The 22,825-nt window shown below is 35.3% G+C and carries 25 protein-coding genes; 2 read left to right on the top strand and 23 right to left on the bottom strand.

Annotation, left to right across the window (positions count from 1 at the left end; genetic code table 11):
- Window positions 1-14 precede the first annotated feature (14 nt).
- The 8 genes from rplV to ansB form a co-directional block, all read right to left on the bottom strand.
- Window positions 15-347, bottom strand: coding sequence for a 50S ribosomal protein L22 (rplV, locus tag BN1226_RS01045; RefSeq protein ID WP_005539363.1), 333 nt, complete (start codon window positions 345-347; stop codon window positions 15-17).
- Window positions 348-357: 10 nt separating this feature from the next.
- A complete protein-coding gene (gene rpsS / locus BN1226_RS01040; protein ID WP_005539416.1) occupies window positions 358-633 on the bottom strand; it encodes a 30S ribosomal protein S19 in 276 nt (91 codons plus the stop codon).
- 24 nt (window positions 634-657) lie between these two features.
- A complete protein-coding gene (gene rplB / locus BN1226_RS01035) occupies window positions 658-1,479 on the bottom strand; it encodes a 50S ribosomal protein L2 (RefSeq protein ID WP_044469642.1) in 822 nt (273 codons plus the stop codon).
- A gap of 20 nt (window positions 1,480-1,499) precedes the next feature.
- Window positions 1,500-1,805, bottom strand: a complete 306-nt coding sequence (rplW, locus tag BN1226_RS01030; RefSeq protein WP_044469641.1) for a 50S ribosomal protein L23 — start codon at window positions 1,803-1,805, stop codon at window positions 1,500-1,502.
- Complete coding sequence (rplD, locus tag BN1226_RS01025) at window positions 1,802-2,404, bottom strand: 50S ribosomal protein L4 (protein WP_044469640.1); 603 nt, start codon at window positions 2,402-2,404, stop codon at window positions 1,802-1,804. The genes rplW and rplD overlap by 4 nt, the downstream gene beginning before the upstream one ends.
- Before the next feature lie 15 nt (window positions 2,405-2,419).
- Window positions 2,420-3,046, bottom strand: coding sequence for a 50S ribosomal protein L3 (gene rplC / locus BN1226_RS01020; RefSeq protein WP_044469639.1), 627 nt, complete (start codon window positions 3,044-3,046; stop codon window positions 2,420-2,422).
- 16 nt (window positions 3,047-3,062) lie between these two features.
- On the bottom strand, window positions 3,063-3,374 hold the full coding sequence (gene rpsJ, locus BN1226_RS01015; RefSeq protein ID WP_001181005.1) for a 30S ribosomal protein S10: 312 nt from the start codon (window positions 3,372-3,374) through the stop codon (window positions 3,063-3,065).
- 308 nt (window positions 3,375-3,682) lie between these two features.
- Window positions 3,683-4,732, bottom strand: coding sequence for an L-asparaginase 2 (ansB, locus tag BN1226_RS01010; protein WP_044469638.1), 1,050 nt, complete (start codon window positions 4,730-4,732; stop codon window positions 3,683-3,685).
- Between the two features lie 190 nt (window positions 4,733-4,922).
- Here ansB and dusA point away from each other — a divergent pair, with 190 nt between their 5' ends.
- Entirely contained in the window at window positions 4,923-5,900 is a 978-nt protein-coding gene (gene dusA / locus BN1226_RS01005) for a tRNA dihydrouridine(20/20a) synthase DusA (RefSeq protein WP_044469637.1), read from the top strand.
- A gap of 73 nt (window positions 5,901-5,973) precedes the next feature.
- Here the strand turns inward: dusA and asnA are convergent, their stop codons facing one another.
- Complete coding sequence (gene asnA / locus BN1226_RS01000; RefSeq protein ID WP_044469636.1) at window positions 5,974-6,966, bottom strand: aspartate--ammonia ligase; 993 nt, start codon at window positions 6,964-6,966, stop codon at window positions 5,974-5,976.
- 172 nt (window positions 6,967-7,138) lie between these two features.
- On the opposite strand from asnA, the gene asnC reads away from it, so the two are divergent.
- The gene (asnC, locus tag BN1226_RS00995) at window positions 7,139-7,591 is read left to right on the top strand and encodes a transcriptional regulator AsnC (protein ID WP_005759648.1); all 453 of its coding nucleotides are present in this window, start codon (window positions 7,139-7,141) and stop codon (window positions 7,589-7,591) included.
- Between the two features lie 73 nt (window positions 7,592-7,664).
- On the opposite strand, the gene BN1226_RS00990 is transcribed toward asnC, so the two are convergent.
- The 14 genes from BN1226_RS00990 to otnK all read right to left on the bottom strand — a co-directional run bounded on the left by BN1226_RS00990 (window position 7,665) and on the right by otnK (window position 22,825).
- Window positions 7,665-8,423: a DeoR/GlpR family DNA-binding transcription regulator gene (locus tag BN1226_RS00990; protein ID WP_044469635.1), complete on the bottom strand. Its 759-nt coding sequence runs from the start codon at window positions 8,421-8,423 to the stop codon at window positions 7,665-7,667.
- Between the two features lie 73 nt (window positions 8,424-8,496).
- On the bottom strand, window positions 8,497-9,480 hold the full coding sequence (locus BN1226_RS00985) for a tripartite tricarboxylate transporter substrate binding protein (RefSeq protein ID WP_044469634.1): 984 nt from the start codon (window positions 9,478-9,480) through the stop codon (window positions 8,497-8,499).
- A gap of 22 nt (window positions 9,481-9,502) precedes the next feature.
- The gene (locus BN1226_RS00980; RefSeq protein WP_044469633.1) at window positions 9,503-10,996 is read right to left on the bottom strand and encodes a tripartite tricarboxylate transporter permease; all 1,494 of its coding nucleotides are present in this window, start codon (window positions 10,994-10,996) and stop codon (window positions 9,503-9,505) included.
- 14 nt (window positions 10,997-11,010) lie between these two features.
- The gene (locus tag BN1226_RS00975) at window positions 11,011-11,487 is read right to left on the bottom strand and encodes a tripartite tricarboxylate transporter TctB family protein (protein WP_044469632.1); all 477 of its coding nucleotides are present in this window, start codon (window positions 11,485-11,487) and stop codon (window positions 11,011-11,013) included.
- 208 nt (window positions 11,488-11,695) lie between these two features.
- Entirely contained in the window at window positions 11,696-12,850 is a 1,155-nt protein-coding gene (locus BN1226_RS00970; RefSeq protein ID WP_044469631.1) for an iron-containing alcohol dehydrogenase, read from the bottom strand.
- Between the two features lie 12 nt (window positions 12,851-12,862).
- Window positions 12,863-13,837 carry a hydroxyacid dehydrogenase gene (locus BN1226_RS00965; RefSeq protein ID WP_044469630.1) on the bottom strand — a complete coding sequence of 325 codons (975 nt, stop codon included), beginning with the start codon at window positions 13,835-13,837 and terminating at the stop codon, window positions 12,863-12,865.
- A gap of 15 nt (window positions 13,838-13,852) precedes the next feature.
- The gene (locus BN1226_RS00960) at window positions 13,853-14,731 is read right to left on the bottom strand and encodes a dihydrodipicolinate synthase family protein (RefSeq protein WP_044469629.1); all 879 of its coding nucleotides are present in this window, start codon (window positions 14,729-14,731) and stop codon (window positions 13,853-13,855) included.
- An 18-nt stretch (window positions 14,732-14,749) separates the two neighbouring features.
- Window positions 14,750-15,751 carry a 4-hydroxythreonine-4-phosphate dehydrogenase PdxA gene (gene pdxA / locus BN1226_RS00955; RefSeq protein WP_044469628.1) on the bottom strand — a complete coding sequence of 334 codons (1,002 nt, stop codon included), beginning with the start codon at window positions 15,749-15,751 and terminating at the stop codon, window positions 14,750-14,752.
- A 10-nt stretch (window positions 15,752-15,761) separates the two neighbouring features.
- The gene (locus tag BN1226_RS00950; protein WP_044469627.1) at window positions 15,762-17,000 is read right to left on the bottom strand and encodes a four-carbon acid sugar kinase family protein; all 1,239 of its coding nucleotides are present in this window, start codon (window positions 16,998-17,000) and stop codon (window positions 15,762-15,764) included.
- Between the two features lie 313 nt (window positions 17,001-17,313).
- Window positions 17,314-18,666 carry an alpha/beta hydrolase-fold protein gene (locus BN1226_RS00945; protein ID WP_044469626.1) on the bottom strand — a complete coding sequence of 451 codons (1,353 nt, stop codon included), beginning with the start codon at window positions 18,664-18,666 and terminating at the stop codon, window positions 17,314-17,316.
- Between the two features lie 49 nt (window positions 18,667-18,715).
- Window positions 18,716-20,068 (bottom strand): GntT/GntP/DsdX family permease, encoded by a 1,353-nt coding sequence (locus BN1226_RS00940; protein WP_044469625.1) that lies wholly within the window; start codon window positions 20,066-20,068, stop codon window positions 18,716-18,718.
- Window positions 20,069-20,167: 99 nt separating this feature from the next.
- Window positions 20,168-20,950, bottom strand: coding sequence for a 2-oxo-tetronate isomerase (otnI, locus tag BN1226_RS00935; protein ID WP_044469624.1), 783 nt, complete (start codon window positions 20,948-20,950; stop codon window positions 20,168-20,170).
- Between the two features lies 1 nt (window position 20,951).
- The gene (gene otnC / locus BN1226_RS00930) at window positions 20,952-21,584 is read right to left on the bottom strand and encodes a 3-oxo-tetronate 4-phosphate decarboxylase (protein ID WP_044469623.1); all 633 of its coding nucleotides are present in this window, start codon (window positions 21,582-21,584) and stop codon (window positions 20,952-20,954) included.
- Window positions 21,572-22,825, bottom strand: a complete 1,254-nt coding sequence (otnK, locus tag BN1226_RS00925; protein WP_044469622.1) for a 3-oxo-tetronate kinase — start codon at window positions 22,823-22,825, stop codon at window positions 21,572-21,574. Before otnK ends, otnC begins: the two co-directional genes overlap by 13 nt.

Here is a 22,825-nt window from a genome sequence, read left to right as displayed (position 1 = left end):
CTATTCCTCTACGATTAACGATCTGATACAACCACAGTAATGTGGCTTGTACGTTTTAAAATACGATCTGCACGACCTTTAGCACGTGGCATTACACGTTTCATGCTAGGACCTTCATCTACGAAAATCTTCGCTACTTTAAGATCATCGATATCTGCACCGTCATTGTGCTCTGCATTAGCGATAGCAGATTCAAGCACTTTTTTAACTAAAGCAGAAGCTTTTTTGTTTGTATAAGTTAAAATTTCTAATGCTTGAGCTACCTTTTTACCACGAATTAAATCCGCTACTAAGCGAGCTTTTTGAGCTGAAGTGCGAGCGTAACGATGTTTTGCAATTGTTTCCATCTTTTACCTCTTACTTCTTAGCTTTCTTATCCGCAGCGTGACCGCGGTATGTACGAGTCGGTGCAAATTCACCTAATTTATGTCCGATCATTTCATCAGAAACATAAACAGGAACGTGCTGACGACCATTATGGACTGCGATGGTCAAACCAATCATTGATGGAATGATCATTGAACGACGGGACCAAGTTTTAATTGGTTTTTTATCCCCGCTTTCCACCGCCTTCTCTACCTTCTTCAACAAGTGTAGGTCAAGGAAAGGACCTTTCTTGAGAGAACGTGGCATGGCTTATCCTCTTATTAATTTAAATTATTTACCACGACGACGTACGATATATTTATCGGTACGTTTGTTATGGCGAGTTTTCTTACCTTTGGTTTGAACGCCCCAAGGTGTTACTGGGTGTTTACCAAAGTTACGACCTTCACCACCACCGTGTGGGTGGTCTACTGGGTTCATTGCTGTACCACGAACTGTTGGGCGAATGCCTCTCCAGCGATTAGCACCAGCTTTACCTAATACACGTAACATATGTTCTGAGTTGCCAACTTCACCAATAGTAGCTGTACACTCAGCTAATACTTTACGCATTTCGCCTGAGCGAAGACGTAAAGTTACATAATTACCTTCACGAGCGATGATTTGTACATACGCACCAGCTGAACGAGCGATTTGACCGCCTTTACCTGGTTTTAATTCAACGTTGTGTACTGTCGAACCAACTGGAATATTACGCATTGGTAATGAGTTACCAACTTTAATAGGCGCATTTACACCAGCTTGGATTTCATCTCCTGCAGAAAGACCTTTAGGTGCTAAGATATAACGGCGTTCACCATCTTTATAAAGCACTAAAGCAATATTTGCAGAGCGATTTGGATCATATTCAAGACGCTCAACAACCGCTGGGATATCTAACTTGTTACGTTTGAAATCGATTAAACGGTAATGTTGTTTATGACCACCACCGATATGACGAGTAGTGATACGTCCTAAATTATTACGACCACCTGATTTAGATTTAGTATCTAATAAAGGTGCGTAAGGTTTGCCCTTATGTAATTCAGGGTTTACGATTTTAACAACGTGACGACGACCAGCGGAGGTCGGCTTACATTTAACGATAGCCATTTATTAATTCTCCTCCGTTATTACTCTGTAGCGCCTTCAACGAAGTCCAATTCTTGGCCTTCTGCAAGGGTTACATAAGCTTTTTTCCAGTCACTGCGACGTCCTGTTTTAGCACCGCGACGTTTAGTTTTACCTTTAACTACAACGGTACGAACAGAATCCACTTTAACTTCAAATAATTGAGCTACTGCATCAGCAATCTCAACTTTATTTGCATCTAATGCAACTTTGAAAACTATAGTGTTTGACTTCTCAGCGTTATTTGTTGCTTTCTCAGAGACATGCGGTGCTTTAAGCACTTTTAACAAACGTTCTTGTTGACTCACGCTAACATCTCCTCAATTTGTTTTACAGCATCAACGGTAACAACCACTTTATTGAAAGCAATTAAGCTAACAGGATCGATACTTTGAACATCACGAACATCTACTTTGTATAAGTTACGTGCTGCTAAGAATAGATTTTCATCTAAACTTGCTGTAATGATTAACACATCTTCAAGTGCTAAATCTTTTAATTTTTGAACTAAAACTTTAGTTTTTGGTGCGTCAATTTCGAATTTTTCTACAACAACCAAACGGTCTTGACGAACTAATTCAGAAAGGATGCTTTTGATTGCACCACGGTACATTTTTTTGTTCACTTTTTGGCTATGGTCTTGTGGTTTAGCCGCGAAGGTTATACCACCAGAACGCCAAATTGGTGATTTAATATCACCAGAACGAGCACGACCTGTACCTTTTTGACGCCAAGGTTTTTTACCTGAACCAGACACTTCAGCACGAGTTTTTTGAGCGCGTGAACCTTGACGAGCAGCTGCTGCATATGCAACAACAACTTGGTGAATTAACGCTTCATTGAACTCACGTCCGAAGGTAGTTTCAGAAACAGCTAGTGCATTTGCACCTACAACTTGTAATTCCATCTCTATCTCCTAGACTTATGCTTTAATTGCTGGTTTTACGATAACATCACTATTAGTTGCGCCTGGAACAGCACCTTTAACTAATAATAATTTACGCTCAGCATCTACACGAACAACTTCAAGTGATTGAACAGTTACACGTTCAGCACCTAAATGTCCTGCCATTTTTTTACCTTTAAACACACGACCTGGAGTTTGGTTTTGACCAATAGAACCAAGTACACGATGTGATAAAGAGTTACCATGTGTAGCATCTTGAGTACGGAAGTTCCAACGTTTAACACCACCTTGGAAACCTTTACCTTTAGAAGTACCAGTAACATCAACTTTTTTAACATCTGTGAAGATGTCAACATTAATTTCTTGACCTAAAGTGAATTCTTCACCTTCAGTACGAAATTCCCATAAACCGCGACCAGCTTCAACACCTGCTTTCACGAAATGACCCGCTTCTGGCTTAGTTACGCGACTTGCTTTTTTTGAGCCAGTTGTAACTTGAACAGCAGTATAGCCATCGTTTTCAAGAGTTTTAACTTGAGTTACGCGGTTGGCTTCGATTTCGATAACGGTAACTGGAATAGACACGCCTTCTTCAGTGAAGATGCGAGTCATACCAACTTTACGACCGACTAAACCAATCATTGTAATAACCTCTTAATTAACCTAGGCTGATCTGCACGTCAACGCCGGCAGCTAAATCTAAACGCATTAATGCATCAACAGTTTTTTCTGTTGGCTCAACAATATCAACTAAACGTTTGTGAGTACGAATTTCATATTGATCACGTGCATCTTTGTTCACGTGTGGAGAAATCAATACAGTGAAACGTTCTTTACGAGTTGGTAAAGGAATTGGACCACGAACTTGTGCACCAGTGCGTTTAGCTGTTTCTACGATCTCCGCAGTAGATTGATCGATCAAACGATGATCAAAAGCTTTTAAGCGGATACGGATTCTTTGGTTCTGCATTAGACCAGAGCTCCAATAATTTTAGCTAATAAAAAACTGACACCATCACCTTTTAACTTCTAAATAAAAGGGAAGTGCAGCAGACCTATTTAGTTTCCAAATCGGAAACATTGTTATGTGTTACTATAATATAACACTCATTCAATAAATGATTACATTGAATGGCTCCATATTGAGAGCTGGGCAATTATACTGAAAAGCTTTAATTAACGCAAGTTTATTTTATGGATTAAATAAAAAGTGCGGTGAAAATTTTTAAAATTTAAACCGCACTTTTCTATATTTTTCTAGAAATCACATTAAACTTATTAGAAGTCTTCAAAATCTTGTTGAATTTGCTCAATATTATGTGATTGACTTAAAGCCAATTGTAATAATACGCGGGCTTTTTGTGGGTTTAAGGTACCCGCTGCGACAAATCCATATTTGCTATCATCCACTTCTGCATTACGTGTAGTATAACCTGTCGGCACACGAGAAGAACGCACTACAGCAACTCCCTCTTTAGAAGCTTTTTCCAACATATTTAAAGTCGCTTCATTCATGTTACCATTACCTACGCCTGCAACAACAATGCCTTTGTATCCAGCATCAAGTAAAGCTTTAAGAGGTTCAGTTGGCATATTAGCATAGGCATAAATAATTCCAACTTTTGGCAGTGCAGTTAATGTATCCACTTTAAATGGAGTCATTGATGTATGTTTACTTTCTGGCGAACGTTCATAATCGACCTTACTATTATGTACATAACCTAATGATCCAAAATTCGGAGAATTAAAAGTTTCCACTGCTGTTGTACTGGTTTTAGTGACATCTCGGGCACCTAATACTTTGTCATTCATTGCCACAACGACTCCTCGTCCGGCAGTTTTCTTATCTGTTGCCACCACGACAGCATTATATAAATTTAAAGGTCCATCCGCACTTTTTTCAGTAGCAGGGCGCATCGCTCCGACAAGAACAACGGGCTTATCACATTTCACTGTTAAATCTAAGAAATAGGCGGTTTCCTCCATGGTATCTGTTCCATGAGTAATAACAAAGCCATCTGTATCTTTACATTGTTGATTAATGGTTTTCGCTAATTTTAACCATACGTCATCGCTCATATCCTGAGAACCGATATTAACAACTTGTTCTCCTTTAATGTTTGCTAATTGCTGCATTTCTGGTACAGCTTCTATGAGAGTTTGTACAGTTAATTGGCCCGCTTTATATTCACTACTCACAGCAGTTTTACCACCACCAGCAATTGTACCGCCTGTTGCTAAAATAGTAATATTAGGTAATTCTGCTGCATTTGCCATGGTTACCCCTAGACCAAATGCTATCGCCGTCATAATTTTATTTAATTTCATAAAATACTCCTTTTGTAGTATATGATTATATTTCGCACTTAAATTTATTAAGTTATTTTATGAAAATCAATAGGTAAATATATATATCATTCTCAATCTAACTTATAATTGGAAAAAACTTATTTTTTATCAAATTAGTGCTTTATCAATACTAAATTCTTTAATATAACTTCAATAAGTCATTAACATTATGCCTCAAACAACTTTCTATCGTGGTCGTTTCTCAGTTGCCCCTATGTTGGATTGGACAACACGCCACTGTCGCTATTTTCATCGTCAATTTAGTCAGCATGCTTTGCTTTATACCGAAATGGTCACCGCACCTGCGATTATTTATGCAAAATATGATCATTTAGATTTTGACCTATCTGAAAACCCCGTAGCATTACAATTAGGTGGCAGTGATCCAGAGCAATTACAACACTGTGCCAAACTTGCACAAGAACGTGGTTATACTGAAGTAAATCTCAATGTGGGTTGCCCTTCTGATCGTGTACAAAACGGCATGTTTGGTGCCTGTTTAATGGCAAAACCAGATCTCGTTGCTGAATGTGTAGACTCAATGCAAAAAGTCGTAGATATTCCTGTTACAGTCAAAACACGTATTGGTATTGATGAGTTTGATAGTTATCAATTTCTCTGTGAATTCATTGAAAAAGTTCATGCCAAAGGTTGTAATGAATTTATTGTACATGCACGTAAAGCTTGGTTATCGGGATTAAGCCCGAAAGAAAATCGAGAAATTCCACCACTCAACTATGAACGAGTGTATCAACTGAAACGTGATTTTCCACAATTAAAAATTAGTATTAATGGCGGAATTAAAACTATCGAAGAAATACTCACCCACTTACAATATGTAGATGGTGTAATGGTCGGTCGTGAAGCGTATCAAAATCCTTCTTTATTAGGAAAAATTGATCAGGCATTATTTGATCCTAACGCACCTATTATTACGGCACGAGAAGCAGTAGAAAAAATGCTCCCTTATATTGATCAGCAACTTTCTCAAGGTATTTTTTTAAACCATATCGTCCGTCATATGTTAGGGGCTTTTCAAAATTGTAAAGGGGCAAGACAATGGCGTCGCCATCTCAGTGAAAATGCACATAAACAAGGTGCAGGTATTGAAATCGTTACGCAGGCATTAAGCTTTATTGAAGAATAAACCACATATAAAAAGTGCGGTAAAAATTTTTAAAATTTAAACCGCACTTTTTATTTAAATAATGGGTAAGTTTTTACAAAATATGTTCAAACTCATCCATCACTTGTTTTGGCCATACACTTGATTGTACTTCACCAATATGATGTTTTTGTAATAATAACATGGCTAAACGAGATTGACCGATACCACCACCGATGGAAAGTGGTAAACGACCATTAATTAAATCTTGATGCCAATCAAATTTTAAACGATCTTCATCCTGAGTAATTGCTAACTGTTTACGTAATGCTGTTTCATCTACACGAATCCCCATTGAAGAAAGCTCAAAAGCGCGACCTAATACAGGGTTCCACACTAAAATATCACCATTTAAGCCTTTATAATCACCTTCAGATGGTGTCGTCCAATCATCGTAGTCTGGAGCACGGCCATCATGTAGTTTACCATCAGACAAGACTCCACCGATACCAATTAAAAATACTGCACCATATTTTTCACATAATGCATTCTCACGTTGTTTATCGTTCATGCCTGGATAAAGCTCTGGCAAATCTTCCGTATGAATAAAAGTAATTTCTTTTGGTAAAAATGCTTTTAAACCGTATTTAGCATCCACTGCGGCTTCAGTTTCTAAGATAGCTGAATAAATTGAACGTACTGTTTCTTTTAAATAACTAAGATTACGTTTGCCCGTAGGAATAACTTTTTCCCAGTCCCATTGATCCACATAAACAGAGTGAGTTTGATCTAAACTATCTTCATCTGGACGTAGTGCTTTCATATGAACAAATAAACCTTCACCTTCTGCAAAACCAAAACGTGCTAATGTGTGACGTTTCCATTTGGCTAAAGAATGAACTACTTCAAAAGTCGCATTTGTGATCATCTTCACATTTACTTGCACTGCTTTCTCTGTTCCTGAAAGATTATCTTGAATACCATTACCCACTTGGCTTAGGATAGGACCTTGAACCTCTACGACCCCTAAATGTTCTGCTAATTTTTCAGTGAATGTATTTTTTGCGAAACTAATTTCTTGTTGCTGTAAAATAAATGATTTTTTCATTTTATAAAACCTTATAATGAGTAATTGGTGCATTGTTAAATAATGCTTGTTGCATATTATTCAACATAAAAAACATAAAACTCAATACTTTCAATTAAAAATTCGCTATAATACAAACATTCAATAAAAAACAACCTTTTTAATTAAATAAAATCTAAAACAGGATACATTTATGTACACAATTGACAGTTTAGATCAACAAATCCTCAGAGTTCTTACCAAGGACGCAAGAACTCCATACGCAGAAATGGCTAAAAATTTCGGTGTAAGCCCTGGGACTATTCATGTCCGTGTAGAAAAAATGCGTCAATCAGGCATTATTGAAGGAACAAAAGTGCGTATTGATGAACGTAAACTTGGTTATGATGTATGTTGCTTTATTGGAATTATACTCAAAAGTGCAAAAGATTATGACAAGGTTATCAAGAAACTAGAAACCTTTGATGAAGTGGTTGAAGCCTACTATACGACAGGTAACTATAGTATTTTCATTAAAGTAATGACCCATACCATTGCCGAACTTCATTCTGTATTAGCGACGAAAATTCAGCTAATTGATGAAATTCAATCGACAGAAACCTTAATTTCAATGCAAAATCCAATTTTGCGAGATATTAAGCCTTAGTATTGGATAGGTATAAAATAAAAGTGCGGTTAATTTTTCCCAAATTTAGCCGCACTTTTTTATTAGCTATAATCTAATCAACGAAAATTGCTGATAAATTGAGATCATTGAGCAATTTCTGTTGTTCTACATTTAATCCACTATCTGTAATGATATCTGTAAGCTGATCTAAATCAGCAATCTTAAATAAAGAACATCGTCCATATTTACTACTGTCTGCAACCAATACTCTTCTTTTCGCATTTTGTAGTAAACATCTTTTTAGATTTGCCTTATCCTCGGTTGGAGCGGTGATTCCTCTCTCAACAGACCAAGAATTACAGCTCACAAAAGCAAAATCAGGATTAATATTATTTAAAAGCGCTAATCCATGTTGCCCAATACAGGATTGGCTACTTTTATCAATGGCGCCACCAGTCACAACTACATCAATTTGCTTATAATCTGATAGTAATAATGCAATATGTAAATCGTTAGTGATTACTCGCAAAGGAATATTCACTAATTTTTTAGCAATACATAATGTTGTTGTCCCTGCATCTAATAATACAGAATCTCCTGGTGAAATTAATGATACCGCATAATCAGCAATTTGTTCTTTCTCAAGCACATGCTGATATTGTTTTTCATTTGTTGTCGGCTGATATGGAAAAAAATCTCTTAAGCTAACACCACCATGTGTGCGATTAATTACACCTTCATTATCTAACTTAATTAAATCTCGACGAATAGTTGCAGGTGACGAATTAGTCACTTTCACTAATTGCTCAACAGTTGCCATATTATGGCTTCTTAAAAACAACTTAATGGCATTCTGTCTTTCTACTGACATAATACTCTCTCCCAACTTCATCTTCTTATATAAAAAACGCCTGAAAAATCAGGCGTTATTTGTTCTCAGTAGATTAATTATTCACTAAATCTTTATTGGTTTCAAATTGTTTTAATGTATCATCAAGATGTTTAATTAAATCTTGAGTACCAACAAAGGTTGGAGACACACTATATGCCTCTTCTGTTTTTTTACGGAAATCTGCATTTTCAACTACTTTTTTCATTGCAGCTTCCATTTTAGCTACTATTTTCGCATCAGTACCTTTAGGGAAACTCAAGAAATAATAACGCTCCGCATTCCAATCAAAACCTTGTTCTTTTGCTGTAGGAACATTAGGGAATAATTTGTTACGTTCGTTATTAATGGTAGCTAAAGCGATAAAGTCACCAGAATCAAAATAAGACTTCATTACACCATAAGGGTTAACATTCACATCAATTTTACCTGCTAATAGTGCAGCATTACGATCACTACCACCACCAGCATCTACAATATTAAAATCAATACCTGTATTTTGTTCTAACACTCGGCCTAAGTAGTATGAGTAACCACCAACAGAAGATGCGTAAAGTACTTTACCTGGCTGAGCTTTTGCTTTTTCAACTAAATCTTTTAAATTTTTTAAACCACTTTTTGCATTTGCAGCAATAACATAAGAATCATCAACAATAGTTGCAGCGACCGGTGCTAATGCTTCATGAGCTTGTTGTGACAAACCAACAACTTTATTTGTTAACATTGACTCATGAAAAAATAAGGCAGTATAACCATCTGGATTTGCAGCTACAACTTGTTTCATACCTGCATTACCATTAGCACCAGATACGTTATTTACAATAATACGTGTACCTAATTCTTTCTCTAAGTGGCTTGCTAAATTACGTGCATGGAAGTCAGTATCACCACCAGCACCAAATGGCACTACAAGAGAGATTGTTTTTTTCGGCCAACCATCATCTGAAGCACTAGTTTGTGCAGTTTCTGATTTTTTATCACACCCCATTAGACCAAAACCAAGTACACCAGCACAAATTAAACTCATTACTTTTTTCATAGAAAACTCTCCTTAGGAAATTCTAGTTACGTTTTTTCATTCTTGATCTCACTGCAAAAATAATCACTAATGCAGTTAAGACAAAAAATGTTGCGGCAATTGGTGCTTTAAAAAATGCTGTAAAGTCACCTTGTGAGAACATTAATCCTCGTCTTAAATTTAATTCAGCCAAAGGTCCAATGATGAATCCTAAAATAAATGGTGCTGCAGGAATCGATAATTTGTAAAAACTAAAACCAATAATACCGAATAATACTGTCGCCCATACATCAAAGAAATTATTTCTTACACCAAATGCACCAATAATACAGAATAAGAAAATTGCAGGAAGAAGGAAATGTTTTGGAATCGCTAAGATCTTAGTAAATAATCTTAATCCATAAAATTCCATGATCAACATTACCACTGAACCAAATAACATTGCGACGAAGATCGCATAAACAGTACTTACATTTTCTGTAAACATAAGTGGACCAGGAATAATGCCATGTAATGTCAAACCACCTAATAAAATTGCAGTTACAGTATCCCCTGGGATTCCTAAAGCTAATAATGGAACTAACGCACCACCAATAGCAGCATTATTAGAAGATTCTGATGCTACAATACCATCCATAATACCTGTACCATATTTTTCAGGATGTTTAGAAATTGATTTAGAAACAGTATAAGCCATTACATTAGCTGCACCACCGCCAATACCAGGTAATATGCCTATACCTGTACCTAATGATGAACAGACAAAAAAGTTCTTAGTTTGAGCGAAAAATTCTTTAAGTGAGAATCCTAAACCTTTTTCCATACGAATTGCTGTTATAACTTGTTGATTTTGTTTTTCAGTTTTTACAGTATCTGCTTTTGCAATAATTTCATTAATTGCAAATAAACCAATTAATACAGGTAACACATCAAAACCATAAGCAATTTCTTCTGAACCAAATGTGAACCGATTTACAGAAGCAATACTATCCATACCAACAGTTGCGAACATACACCCCATTAACCCTGAAATTAGGCCTTTCCAAATATTATCGCCCGATAAACCAACCAGCATACTTAAAGAAAAAAGGGCTACTGCAAAATATTCATATGCTCCAAATTTAATTGCAATTTTAGCTAAAACCGGTGAAAGGAAAATCAACACAATAGTTGAAAAAATTGTACCTAAAAAAGAGAACGTAACTCCAGCCCCTAATGCTTTAAATGCTTGATTACGTTTCGTCATAGGATATCCATCAAAGCAAGTCGCAATTGATGAAGGTGTACCTGGAATACCTGTTAATATGGCAGTAATTAAACCGCCTGAAATACCCCCAATATAAAGTGCAATTAATAAAATAACAGCCATATTAGGATCTAACGCATAAGTAATAGGTAAAAATAAGGCTAAGGCCATAGTAGCCGATAACCCTGGGACTGAACCGAAAATGATACCTACGAATACACCACCCAATAAACACATTAAGCCTGTTGCAGTAAATAAGGAGGATACTCCTTGTAGTAATAACTCAAACATAAATTATCTCTCCTTTAAAATAGGAATCCAGAAGGCATGGTTAAGTTCAAATAATAACTAAATAAGAAATATGCAATCACAGGTAATACAATAGAAAAAATTACATAAACGATGATATTTTTCTTAATATATAATGGAGTTAATAACCAAGATAAACAGAATAAAAATGGAATTGAAGTTATAATAAAACCAACATACTGCATTAATAGAACATAAATAAAGACAAGACCAATAACTGCAAAAATACGCTTCCAATCTGTTTCTTTATTCTCATATATAACATTCGTTTTTTGAATTTTAATAAATGATGTAATCATTAATATAATTGCAGTAATTAACAAAAATATACCGTAAATTTTAGGCATAAAATCTGCTTCAACACTGACCAGATTTTTTGTTTCAATTTGAAAGGCACTAATTAAATAAAATAGTGCAACAAAGAAAAATATAAACCCCGCTAGGAAATTTTTATCCGAGATATATTTCTTCATTGTGATATCTCCTATTAATCTAAAATTTAGCATTCAATATAGTGATTAAAAAAAATCATTTAGAAATATTCTATATTAATAAACTAATTAAAAATGAGATCAAGCTCTCATTTTTAATAAATTTGATTAAAATAAATCATTATGATTATTAAAAATAATTAATTTATAAAAAAATAGCGATGATACTTCACCGCTATTTCATTAATTATTACATAATTTTTTTATAGATTTCTTTAATATCCTGTTTAGTCATTTCTCTTGGATTATTATCTAATAAACGTCTCACAGAATAGCCTGCATCTACTAATTCATCTAATACTTCATCTGTGATACCAACTGCTTTTAAATCACATTTAATATTTAAATCGCGAATTAATGCATATAGTTCTTCAATCATGGCTTCAGCGGCTTCACGAGGAGATATATTATCAACATTCAACCCCATTGTTTTTGCAATAATGGCAAATTTATCTACACAAGCTTCCAAATTAAATTTCATGACATCAGGTAATAAAATTGCATTAGATAAACCATGAGGAATATGGTATTTACCTCCTAATGGATAAGATAATGCATGGACTGCAACTGTACTCGAAGTTGCAATACTTGCACCACCTAAATATGAACCTAATAGCATATTTTCACGGGCTTGTAGATTTTGGCCATCGTTATAAGCGGTACGAATACTTTTTGCAATTAACTCAATTGCTTTTAATGCAAACATTTCTGTAAATGGACTACATTTTTTAGAAATATAACATTCCACTGCATGACATAATGCATCAATACCAGTATTAGCAGTAATATGTTTTGGTAAACCTATAGTCATTTTAGGATCTAAAATTACACAGTTAGGTAACATCTTCTCATCAACAATACCAACTTTAAGTTCTCTTTCAGGTACTAATACAATTGAATTCTGTGTTGCTTCTGAACCAGTACCAGACGTAGTTGGTATCATTAATGTTGGAATGCCATGATTTTTAAATTTAGATTTACCATCTACCACATCACGTAATAACACATTATTATTAAGTAAAATCGCGACTAATTTTGCAGTATCCATTGCACTACCACCACCTATTCCAATGATCATTTGAGCATTGAATTGTATTGCAGTTTTATAAATATCATTTACCTTATCAACAGGTGGTTCAGGAGGAGTATCATTAATGATATATACATTGATACCTGCTTTTTCTAATAATACTTTTGGTTCATCAATTAAACCGGCATTAAAAACACCTTGGTCAGTAATGATAACCACATTAGTTACATCAAAGCTTTTTACAACATCAGCTATTTGAAGAATACTATCCACACCTGCGATTACTTTATTTGTATGAAATAAAGAATATGTCATTTTATTAAATCCTTATTTATTCCATCTCGGATGATTATAGACTTCTGGGTTACAAACATAAGGCCATCTTTCACCATTAATTACAGCGATAACACCTTCTGCTGCCATAGTTGCGACACCTGATGCAGCCTCTTTTGTTTGTCCTGCCATATGCGGAGAAACAATTACATTATTTAATTTAAATAATGATGCATTAATATCTACTGGTTCATGAGCAAATACATCTAACCCCGCACTATGAATTTTTCCTTCTTGTAATACTTTCGTAAGTGCTTCTTCATTAATTACTTCACCACGAGCACAATTAATTAAGATAGTACGCTCATTCATTAATTCAAATTCATGCTCTCCAATTAAGCTTCTTGTTTCATTTGTTAATGGCACATGAATAGAAATTACATGAGAATCACGGATTACATCATCTAAATTAGCACAATATAGATAACCTTCTTTCTCAATTGCTTCTTGTTTTACAAAAGGGTCATAAACTTTCACATTCATACCTATTGCTTTTGACATTTGTGCTAAAATTGAGCCAATACGACCATAGCCAATTAATGCTAACGTTTTATGATTTAATTCATAAGCTTTATAGCTACTTCTAATATTGAAGTTACCATTACGCATTTCTTTATCTGAGTGAACTATATCTTTTGCACAAGCAAACATTAAAGCAAATGCATGCTCTGCAACAGAGCGTGTATTAGCACCTGGAGCAATAACAACAGGAATACCTAATTCAGTGGCAGTTTTAACATCAACGTCATCCACACCAACACCTGGCCGACCAATTGCTTTTAAGTTTTTAGCTTGCAACATAGTTTCTCTATTAATTGAACCAATACGAATAATTAAACCATCCGCATCTAATAACTCAGGCAACATTGCTTTTGGATTACCATCATTGGTAATTGCTACTTGTGCATTAACATCTTCTAATACTTTCATGCCATCATCATGTAAACGATGAGAAATAACAATTTTCATGGGCTTACTCTCTTATTAATCATATAATTTGAAAACTTCTTTTAATGCCTGATCAATCACTGGATTATTTGCACAATTAGATGGTTCTTTAGCAGGACCTGTTCCTAAGTTACGTAACTGAGCAGCACGTTTAACTACGGAATTAGGATTACCCATTTGCATTACATTACGGAAATCACGGATTTTTTTCTGTGCTTCATTTGCTTTTTCAAAATCACCTTGTTTCCAATATTCATAAATAGATACCATTAATTCAGGAAAAACATTTGAACACCCACTGATTGCACCTGTACCACCTGCTAATAATGTCCATAAAATCAGAGAATCACTACCTGCCATAATACTTAAACGGGGATCAGTATTTTCAATATATTTCAGTGTATTATCAAAGTTACCACTGCTATCTTTTACACCAATAATATTTTCAAATTGTGCTAATTTTTTGATAGTTTTTGCATCAATATTATTACCTGTACGTGCAGGAATGTTATACATTAAAATTGGTGCATTAACATTTTGTGCAATGGTTGCATAGTGGCGATATAAGTCATCTTGAGTTACAGCAATATAATAAGGAGAGACGATAGAGAGCACATCGACACCTAAGTCTATAACTTTTTTAGAAAATTCCACCGTTTCTTTTGTGGTTACACAACCTGTACCAGCATATACTGGTACTCGACCATTTGCAGCTTCTACCGCAACTTTAATAATTTCTAATTTTTCTGCTTCATTGAAACCATAGAATTCACCATTCGTTCCTAATGGAAAAATACCGTGAATACCAGCATTAATTAAATAGTTAATATAATTTCTGTATGCACCTGGATTGAATTTTTCATTATCATCTAGCGCAGTAAGAACTGGGGCAATAATACCTTGAGGTTTAAACATAATAATCTCCTGACTAATTTATTGATTTGAATATTTAATATTTGACATTTTGGCACCTAAGAATAGTGCTTCGGTCATACTTCTACTATCAGCAGTGCCTTGGCCAGCAATCGCAAAAGCTGTACCGTGATCAACTGATGTTCTAATAAATGGTAAGCCAGTGGTGACATTCACGCCTGTATCAAAACCAAGTAATTTAATTGGAATATGACCCTGATCGTGATACATCACTACTACCATATCAAATTCATCTAAATTTGCAGCTCTATGGAATACCGTATCTGGAGGGAGTGGACCCATAACGTTAATACCTTTTTCCTGTGCAGCTTTAACTGCAGGCAAAATTTCTTCTTCATCTTCATTACCAAATAAACCATGCTCCCCTGCATGAGCATTAAAACCTGCAACAGCAATACGAGGTTTATCAAAACCAAGCATTTTCGTATATTCTTGAGCAAGTTCAATCACAGTAAGTACACGTTCCTTTTTGATTAAATCACAAGCCTGACGCATAGAAACATGGGTGGTGACGTGAATTACGTTTAATTTCTCACTGGTGAGCATCATAGAAAAATCATTGGTGCGGCTAAGGTGTGCTAAGATTTCTGTATGCCCTGGAAACATTTTGCCGCCTGCATGAAGGGCTTCTTTATTCAAAGGTGCGGTCACAATCGCGTGAATTTTGCCTTTTAAAGTTAAATCTACGGCACATTCAATAAATTCATAAGCGGCTTTACCTGCACGGGCATCAACTTTTGCAAAGGGAAGCTCAGCAGGTAAGTTATCTAAATCAATAACATCAATATAGCCAAATTCACTTTGGTAATTATCAAGATCTTCTACTTTACGTAATTTAAGATTGGATTTCACGATCGGTAATGCACGTTGCATAATTTTAAAATCACCGACTACTACAGGATGTGCTAAATCATAAATCCGTTTATCCTCTAATGCCTTAATAATGACCTCAGGACCAATACCAGCAGCATCGCCCATCGTAATACCTAAAATAGGTTTCATACACTACTCCTTAAATAAGATTTCTAATAATTTCAATTGTATTTTTTAATACTGAGATCGACCCAAAACCACCTGCTTTTGTAACCACAGGAATATGGCTTAATAATGAGTTGAGAAAATATCCAAAAGGTACGCCACTTTCTACCGCACCAACGATATGATAAGAATCCACACCTAATACTCTTGCTACAGCAATAGCAATATCACCACCAGTAAGAAATATGGCAGATAATTGGTAATTTTGTTTAACTAATAATTGTTTAGTTAATACTGATAATTTCACACAAATATAATCACCAAGTTCAGTTCTTGTCAGACCTAATTGGTAACCTAGTTCTTCTATATTATTACGTGCTTCAATTGAACTATCTGTTTTTATAATGACATGTTTACCAAGCTTAAATTGTGCGACTGCCTGTTCAACAATAAGATGATGATATGATTCAGATGAAAGTAATTTTTCCATATCTAAGTCAAACATAAAGTAATCTTCATCATCACGAATATAATTTACTTGTTGATTTGTTATCTCGCTCATTGATGCCACAATAAATAACATTGGTAGCTGTGTTTTTTCTATTGGTATCACTCCAGCAAGACCTGAAGACCCAATAAGTAATACTTGAGGAATGCTATTAGCTAAATGGATAATTGTTTTTAAATCTTCAGTCTCAACAGCATCAAAAGAAAAAATCACTTTCTGATGTTCTAAAATACTTTGATTAATTTTTTCAGCTAATACGATAGGTTGACGTAAATCACTTAACATAACTTCTACTACTGGAAGTTTAGTTTGAGCAGAAATAATCGTTTTAATATTTGATGAAATAACTGGAGTTTTAGGATCAATCGCGAATTCTGTATCAATAAGTGGTTTATTATTCACATAACACATACCATTTTGAATTGAACGTCCAGCTTCAGGCAATGCAGAGCAAATAAAAGCTACTGAACCATTTATAGCATCTAAACTAGCTTCAATTTCTGCGCCAATATTACCTCGCAAAGTTGAGTCAATCTTTTTATAAATAGGAACATTTTTATATATAGATAAAACCCGATGTACTCTACATTTAGCTTCTTCCACAGATACAGCTCGACTATCCGTATTAAATACGACGACATCTGCATTTCCTGTATAATTTTTAGTAATATCTAGAACTACGTCTACTGATATTTTATTTTTGGCGAACTGAATTCCAGTATCATTTGCTCCTGTAAAATCATCTGCCAAAATTAATCTTTTCATATTCAACTCACATCATAAAAATTGAACTAAGTATAATTAATCTACCTAATATAAACTGTGAGATAGATCACATTAATGATTAATATAAATCATTATTGATTTATATTAATCATTAATACTAATAAAAAACACATTTATTATGTGTTTATCATTCATACAAAATAAAAGTGCGGTTAAATTTCCCCAAATTTAGCCGCACTTTTTATCTCTCTCATTGCTTCAAATTTATAGATGATTTTTAGAATTTAAGTATATTGGTTCCTTGAATTGTCATCCTTATTTTTATCCCACTTTAATGAGATATGTAATTAAATTACTTTGTCAATTTTTGATTAAGTAACCATCTCATAACTTCAGGGCTATTAAATACTGCATCCCAAGTATTATGAGCACTGGCATTCACAATTCCATTATCACCTGCCGACTCCATTGTAAATTCTGTATATTTCATATGTGAAGCCTGTAATTCTTGAGTCAGAATTTGGTAGTTAATTCGAGATCCTTGAACTGGAGATACTTTATCTTCTTTACTATGGAAGAACCAAATGGGCACATCTTTAATCGCAGCTAAATTGGTTTTATTAGCATTACCATCCATCCACTCAATAGTATAAGCCTCTCGGCCACTTGCTAAAATTGCGCCTGCGAAAAATTGTGGACGTTTTAATAACAGTTGTAATGCTCCTTCTGCTCCACGGGAAAGTCCGACTAAATAAATACGATGGCGATCAATTTGGGCATTAGCTTTTAAAGTATCATCAATCATTTTTAACACTAATTCTTGGCGATTATCAGTTTGCCAATGAATTCCACCTTTATGGACTTTATTAACATCATCAAAAGGATCAAACACAGATTCATATTGAGGTGCTAATACAAAACCTGGCTCATATTGCAAAGTGGAAATGGCTCCTTTATTAGCAACAATATGAGCCATATTATCTATTCCTACTTGTCCTGAACCATGAAGAAAGATAGTCAATGGATATTTTTTATATTGTTTTAATTTAGGAATATAAACACGATAATTCAGAATATTATTATGGTCATGTAAAAAAACTTTTTGAGCTTTAAAATCATCAATAAAGGAGGTTTTGACATGATCTTTTGTTGCATGTTGTGTTACTTGGGATTTATCTAAGGTTTTACCATTAGTTAATTTTAAATAGCCTGTTTGAGCAATTTGATACACCAAACGATCTTGATAATATTCAGGAACCTTAATGCTTTGTATTTTTTCTATATTTATCACTTTTCCATCTTTGTCTTTCGCCCGAAACTGCATGGGTTTATCATTTTCCGTTTTAACAGAATACAAATCTGCATTTTTATCCTGAGTATCTAATTCAATAATCACGAAACGTCCCGCTTTAGGTGTTGAAGTAATTTCTGCAGCATCATTCACATAAGCATTAAGTACTGAACGAGCTTCCTTTTCTTTATTATCAAGTGCGGTAGAAATTTGATAAATTTGTCTTAAATCGCTACCGGATAGAACATTGTCTTCATATTCCAAAGCCACTGCATTGACTTTCTGACCTTGAGCAGTTACCTCAGCTAATAAAGTGGCATTAACTTTTAGTGGAGCTTGAGGCATATCATCTTGTGCCTGAGCGATTGATAATAAAGAAAATAGAGATAAAGCAAATAAAGACGGTTTTAACATAAAAGTATCCTTAAAAGAAAAAGGCAGACTTAAGTCTGCCTTTAATAATTTATACAAACATCCACATTAAGCTAACCACAGCAAAGGCGATAGCGCCATAAATGGTCGTTAAAATCGTCCAGGTTCGTAATCCTTGGCTAATTGTAATGCCAAAGAATTTTGTCCATACCCAGAATAATGAGTCATTGACATGAGATAAGGTCATTGAACCAGCACCAATCGCTGCGGTTACTAAGGCAGCTTGAATACCAGTATAACCAGCAGCTGTAATTGCTGGGGCGAGAATCGTTGCTGTAGTAATTACAGCAACCGTAGCTGAACCTTGTGCGGCACGTAATAATGCGGCAAGAATAAATCCTAATGTTAAAACATGTAAACCAGTACTTGATAAAATATCTGCAAGTGCTTTACCCACACCACTAGCATCTAATACTTTACCAAACATACCTCCAGCACCAGTAATTAAAATAATACCAGCAATAGGAGCTAAAGCTGAGTTTAAGATTTCTTCAAGTTGATCTTTTCCCCAACCACGACGAAGCCCTAAAACATAAGAGGAAAGACATACCGCAAGTAATAATGCAAAAGGTGATGCGCCTACCATACTGAAAAATTCACGCACGACATTTTCTTTAGGTAATGTTGTGGCAGTCACGGTACCTAACATGATTAATATAAGAGGTAACACAATCATACTTAACACTGTCGCAAATGATGGTAATCCATTCGCGTCTTTAGCTACTTGTTTTTGATAATCGATTAAATCTGTTGATGCAGGAATTTGGACAAAGTTATTTTTTGTAAAGAACGGAATAAAAATTTGACCAATTAATACCGCAGGTAATGCTGCGATAAAGCCTAAGCCTAACACTAAACCGATATCTGCATTTAATACTTGAGCACCAGCAACAACACCTGGATGAGGCGGCATTAATACATGTACGGTGAGCATTGATAAGCCAATGGGTAATGCATAAACCAACATATTACCACCAACACGGCGAGCCACACTGAAGATAATTGGAATTAAAACGATAAAGCCAACATCTACGAATACAGGAATACCAAAAATAAACCCTGTCATGGCTAATGCAAACGGAGCTCGTTTTTCACCAAATTTCTCCAGTAACCATGAAGCAAGGACATCTGCACCATTGGATTTTTCGATGATTTTACCGAGCATCGCCCCAAGACCAACGATTAGTGCAACACTCCCTAAAGTTCCGCCCATACCACTAATCAATGTTGGAACCACTTTTCCCATCGGAATCCCAGCAGCAAGTGCGACGGCAATACTCACTAAGCCCAATGCAACAAATGGATGCACTTTGCCTTTAATCATAATAAGAAGTAATGCAATTACACTCACAACGCCGATCAAAATAAGCATTTCATTAGACATAAAAAAACTCCACTTCACGAAGTATTAAAAAAGTGCGGTCGAATTTTCTAAAATTTTGTGAAATCTACCGCACTTTAATTAAATAAGTTAGGTTAATCCCTAACGGTTTTGATATTTTTGAAACCACGCTAAACCAGCAGTCGTTTCAGCTCGAGGTTTATATTCGCAACCTACATAGCCGTCATAACCAATAGCATCTAATTTATCAAAGATATATTGATAATTAATTTCACCTTCATCAGGCTCATGGCGATCTGGTACAGATGCGATTTGAACATGTGAAAAACGACCTTTTAATTTATCAGTTAGACGAGCAAGATTTCCGTCCACATTCTGTGCATGGAAATAATCAAGTTGTACAAACACATTATCACGATTCACTAAATCAACGATTTCTAATGTGTCATATTGGCTTTTTAAGAAATAATTTGGTTTAACTTCTGGGCTTAATGCTTCTAAGCAAATATTGATCCCATAAGGTTTAAATTTTTCTGATGCATAATGCAGATTTTCAATGAAGGTTTTTTTATAAGCTTCACGATCTTGACCTTCAGGGACTACCGCAGCCATGACATGAACAGTTGGGCAACCTAATGCAATCGCATATTCTAATGCTTTATCAATATCACGACGGGCATCAGCTTCACGACCAGGAATCGCAGAAAGCCCCCATTCACCTTTAGAAACATCACCTGCAGCAGTATTAAATAACACTACTTTTAAATGATTATTCGTTAAAATTTCTTTTAGTTGTTCAGCGGAATAATCATAAGGCCATAAGAATTCTACATATTTAAAGCCTGCTTTAGCCGCAGCTTCAAAACGATCTAAAAATGGCACTTCGTTGAACATCATTGTTAAATTCGCAGCAAATTTAGGCATTTTATTTTCCTCTATTTTCTAAATCTTTCACTTCTTCATCTGTGAGATAGCGGACTTTTTGACCTTGTAAAATGAAGAATAATTTTGCAGTTTCCTCTAGCTCATCAGTATTATCAGATGCATCTAATAAATCAGATCCCGTGACGACAACACCATGATTAGCTAATAAAAATGCTTTACCCGTTAATGCTCGTTCACCAAGTTCTCTGGCAATTTCTGGTGAACCTGGGCGATAATAAGGAATCACTTGCATTTTTCCAACTCGCATTACGTAATAAGGTGTAAAGGCTTTCATTGCATTACTTGGATCTAAATTATCTAAACAAGATAAAGCCGTTAAATAAGTACTATGTAAATGCACAATAGCATTACATTTTGGATTTTTACGATACATTGCCAAATGAAATACGGATTCTTTTGATGGTTTATCACCTTCAAGTAGATTCCCTTCCATATCCACTACAGACAAACGTTCTACTTTTAAACGCCCTAGTGAAGAACCTGTTGGCGTAACTAATACACGGTTTTCATCAAGGCGAACAGACAGATTGCCTGCTCCACCGACAGTGTAACCGCGCTCATAGAAAGAACGTCCCAGTTGTACCATAAGTTCTTTTTGCGCTAAATCTGCCATAACAACATACCTTGTGCGTATTCAAAGAAATCTTCTTTACCAAAGTTACCTGATTTTAATGCAAGAGAAATATCTTCATCTAATGCTTTTAACCAAGGCACACCTGGCGCAATTTGTTTGCCTATATGGAAACCTGTAAAACCTAATTGTTGAACCACAATACTAGAAGTTTCGCCACCTGCAGTAATGAAATTGACTACCCCCGCTTCAGTTTTTAAGCGTTGTGCTAATTTAGCAAAGGTGTTCTCAATAGCATGGCTGGCTTTATCGCCACCAAATTTTGCTTGGATTTCATGTAGTTTTTCTGGTGGAACAGTTGCATAAACAATTGGTGCTAAAGGTTCATTCAAGTGTTTTACTACTTCTGTATAAAGCTCATCAGCATAGTTTGCATTATTTAATGCTTGCTGCACATCGAGATAGATATGGCTTGCTTTGGCTTTATACGTATTCACCTGTTTATTGGTCATCACTGAACAAGAGCCTGATAACACTACGGTTTTAGCTTTGTTTGGCACAAAAGCATTCGTACCTTTTTTACCACCACTTAAACGTGCTGCCATATAAGCACCTAAGCCAGAACCACCAGTAACAAGTTTAAAGTCAGCGACAGCTTCTGCTAATACGGCTAATTGAGAATTATCTGCGGCATCAACAACAGCATAACGATAGCCTTGAGCTTTTAATTCTGCAAAACGTTGTTTCACACGAGCAGCACCTTGAATGACATCTGGATAAGCCACTAAGCCAGTTTTACCTTTAGCTTGAGCATCCATTAAACGCATTAAGTTAGCATCTTTCATCGGCGTAATTGGATGGTTTCGCATACCAGATTCATTTAATAGAATATCGCCAACAAATAAATAGCCATTAAAAATAGTCCGCCCATTGACGGGTAATGCAGGCGTAATAACCGTGAAATCATCATCTAACGCCTCTAATAAAGCATCTGTTACAGGACCAATATTACCTTTTTCTGTACTATCGAAAGTTGAACAATATTTAAAATAATACTGAGTACAACCATTTTCTTTCAGCCAATTGAATGCACGCAATGATTGTTCAATCGCTTCATTTACTGGATTTGAACGAGATTTCAAGCTGATAACCACCGCATCGACTTGATCTGATAATGGTAATTTTGGAATACCATTCATTTGTACACAACTTAAGCCATTTTCGACTAAGAAGCTGGCAATATCACTGGCACCTGTGAAATCGTCTGCAATCACCCCAAGCAT

The organism is Mannheimia massilioguelmaensis (assembly GCF_000940515.1).
In the GTDB taxonomy this organism is placed as follows: Bacteria; Pseudomonadota; Gammaproteobacteria; order Enterobacterales; family Pasteurellaceae; genus Basfia; species Basfia bettyae.
The sequence above is the reverse complement of the archived record's forward strand: the minus strand, read 5'-3'. Positions and strand labels throughout refer to the sequence as shown.

Excerpts from the sequence above, each read along its gene's own strand:
- rplV (WP_005539363.1), bottom strand. The coding sequence starts at position 347 with ATGGAAACAATTGCAAAACATCGTTACGCTCGCACTTCAGCTCAAAAA.
- rpsS (WP_005539416.1), bottom strand. The coding sequence starts at position 633 with ATGCCACGTTCTCTCAAGAAAGGTCCTTTCCTTGACCTACACTTGTTG.
- rplB (WP_044469642.1), bottom strand. The coding sequence starts at position 1,479 with ATGGCTATCGTTAAATGTAAGCCGACCTCCGCTGGTCGTCGTCACGTT.
- rplD (WP_044469640.1), bottom strand. The coding sequence starts at position 2,404 with ATGGAATTACAAGTTGTAGGTGCAAATGCACTAGCTGTTTCTGAAACT.
- rplC (WP_044469639.1), bottom strand. The coding sequence starts at position 3,046 with ATGATTGGTTTAGTCGGTCGTAAAGTTGGTATGACTCGCATCTTCACT.
- rpsJ (WP_001181005.1), bottom strand. The coding sequence starts at position 3,374 with ATGCAGAACCAAAGAATCCGTATCCGCTTAAAAGCTTTTGATCATCGT.
- ansB (WP_044469638.1), bottom strand. The coding sequence starts at position 4,732 with ATGAAATTAAATAAAATTATGACGGCGATAGCATTTGGTCTAGGGGTA.
- dusA (WP_044469637.1), top strand. The coding sequence starts at position 4,923 with ATGCCTCAAACAACTTTCTATCGTGGTCGTTTCTCAGTTGCCCCTATG.
- asnA (WP_044469636.1), bottom strand. The coding sequence starts at position 6,966 with ATGAAAAAATCATTTATTTTACAGCAACAAGAAATTAGTTTCGCAAAA.
- asnC (WP_005759648.1), top strand. The coding sequence starts at position 7,139 with ATGTACACAATTGACAGTTTAGATCAACAAATCCTCAGAGTTCTTACC.
- BN1226_RS00990 (WP_044469635.1), bottom strand. The coding sequence starts at position 8,423 with ATGTCAGTAGAAAGACAGAATGCCATTAAGTTGTTTTTAAGAAGCCAT.
- BN1226_RS00985 (WP_044469634.1), bottom strand. The coding sequence starts at position 9,480 with ATGAAAAAAGTAATGAGTTTAATTTGTGCTGGTGTACTTGGTTTTGGT.
- BN1226_RS00980 (WP_044469633.1), bottom strand. The coding sequence starts at position 10,996 with ATGTTTGAGTTATTACTACAAGGAGTATCCTCCTTATTTACTGCAACA.
- BN1226_RS00975 (WP_044469632.1), bottom strand. The coding sequence starts at position 11,487 with ATGAAGAAATATATCTCGGATAAAAATTTCCTAGCGGGGTTTATATTT.
- BN1226_RS00970 (WP_044469631.1), bottom strand. The coding sequence starts at position 12,850 with ATGACATATTCTTTATTTCATACAAATAAAGTAATCGCAGGTGTGGAT.
- BN1226_RS00965 (WP_044469630.1), bottom strand. The coding sequence starts at position 13,837 with ATGAAAATTGTTATTTCTCATCGTTTACATGATGATGGCATGAAAGTA.
- BN1226_RS00960 (WP_044469629.1), bottom strand. The coding sequence starts at position 14,731 with ATGTTTAAACCTCAAGGTATTATTGCCCCAGTTCTTACTGCGCTAGAT.
- pdxA (WP_044469628.1), bottom strand. The coding sequence starts at position 15,751 with ATGAAACCTATTTTAGGTATTACGATGGGCGATGCTGCTGGTATTGGT.
- BN1226_RS00950 (WP_044469627.1), bottom strand. The coding sequence starts at position 17,000 with ATGAAAAGATTAATTTTGGCAGATGATTTTACAGGAGCAAATGATACT.
- BN1226_RS00945 (WP_044469626.1), bottom strand. The coding sequence starts at position 18,666 with ATGTTAAAACCGTCTTTATTTGCTTTATCTCTATTTTCTTTATTATCA.
- BN1226_RS00940 (WP_044469625.1), bottom strand. The coding sequence starts at position 20,068 with ATGTCTAATGAAATGCTTATTTTGATCGGCGTTGTGAGTGTAATTGCA.
- otnI (WP_044469624.1), bottom strand. The coding sequence starts at position 20,950 with ATGCCTAAATTTGCTGCGAATTTAACAATGATGTTCAACGAAGTGCCA.
- otnC (WP_044469623.1), bottom strand. The coding sequence starts at position 21,584 with ATGGCAGATTTAGCGCAAAAAGAACTTATGGTACAACTGGGACGTTCT.
- otnK (WP_044469622.1), bottom strand. The coding sequence starts at position 22,825 with ATGCTTGGGGTGATTGCAGACGATTTCACAGGTGCCAGTGATATTGCC.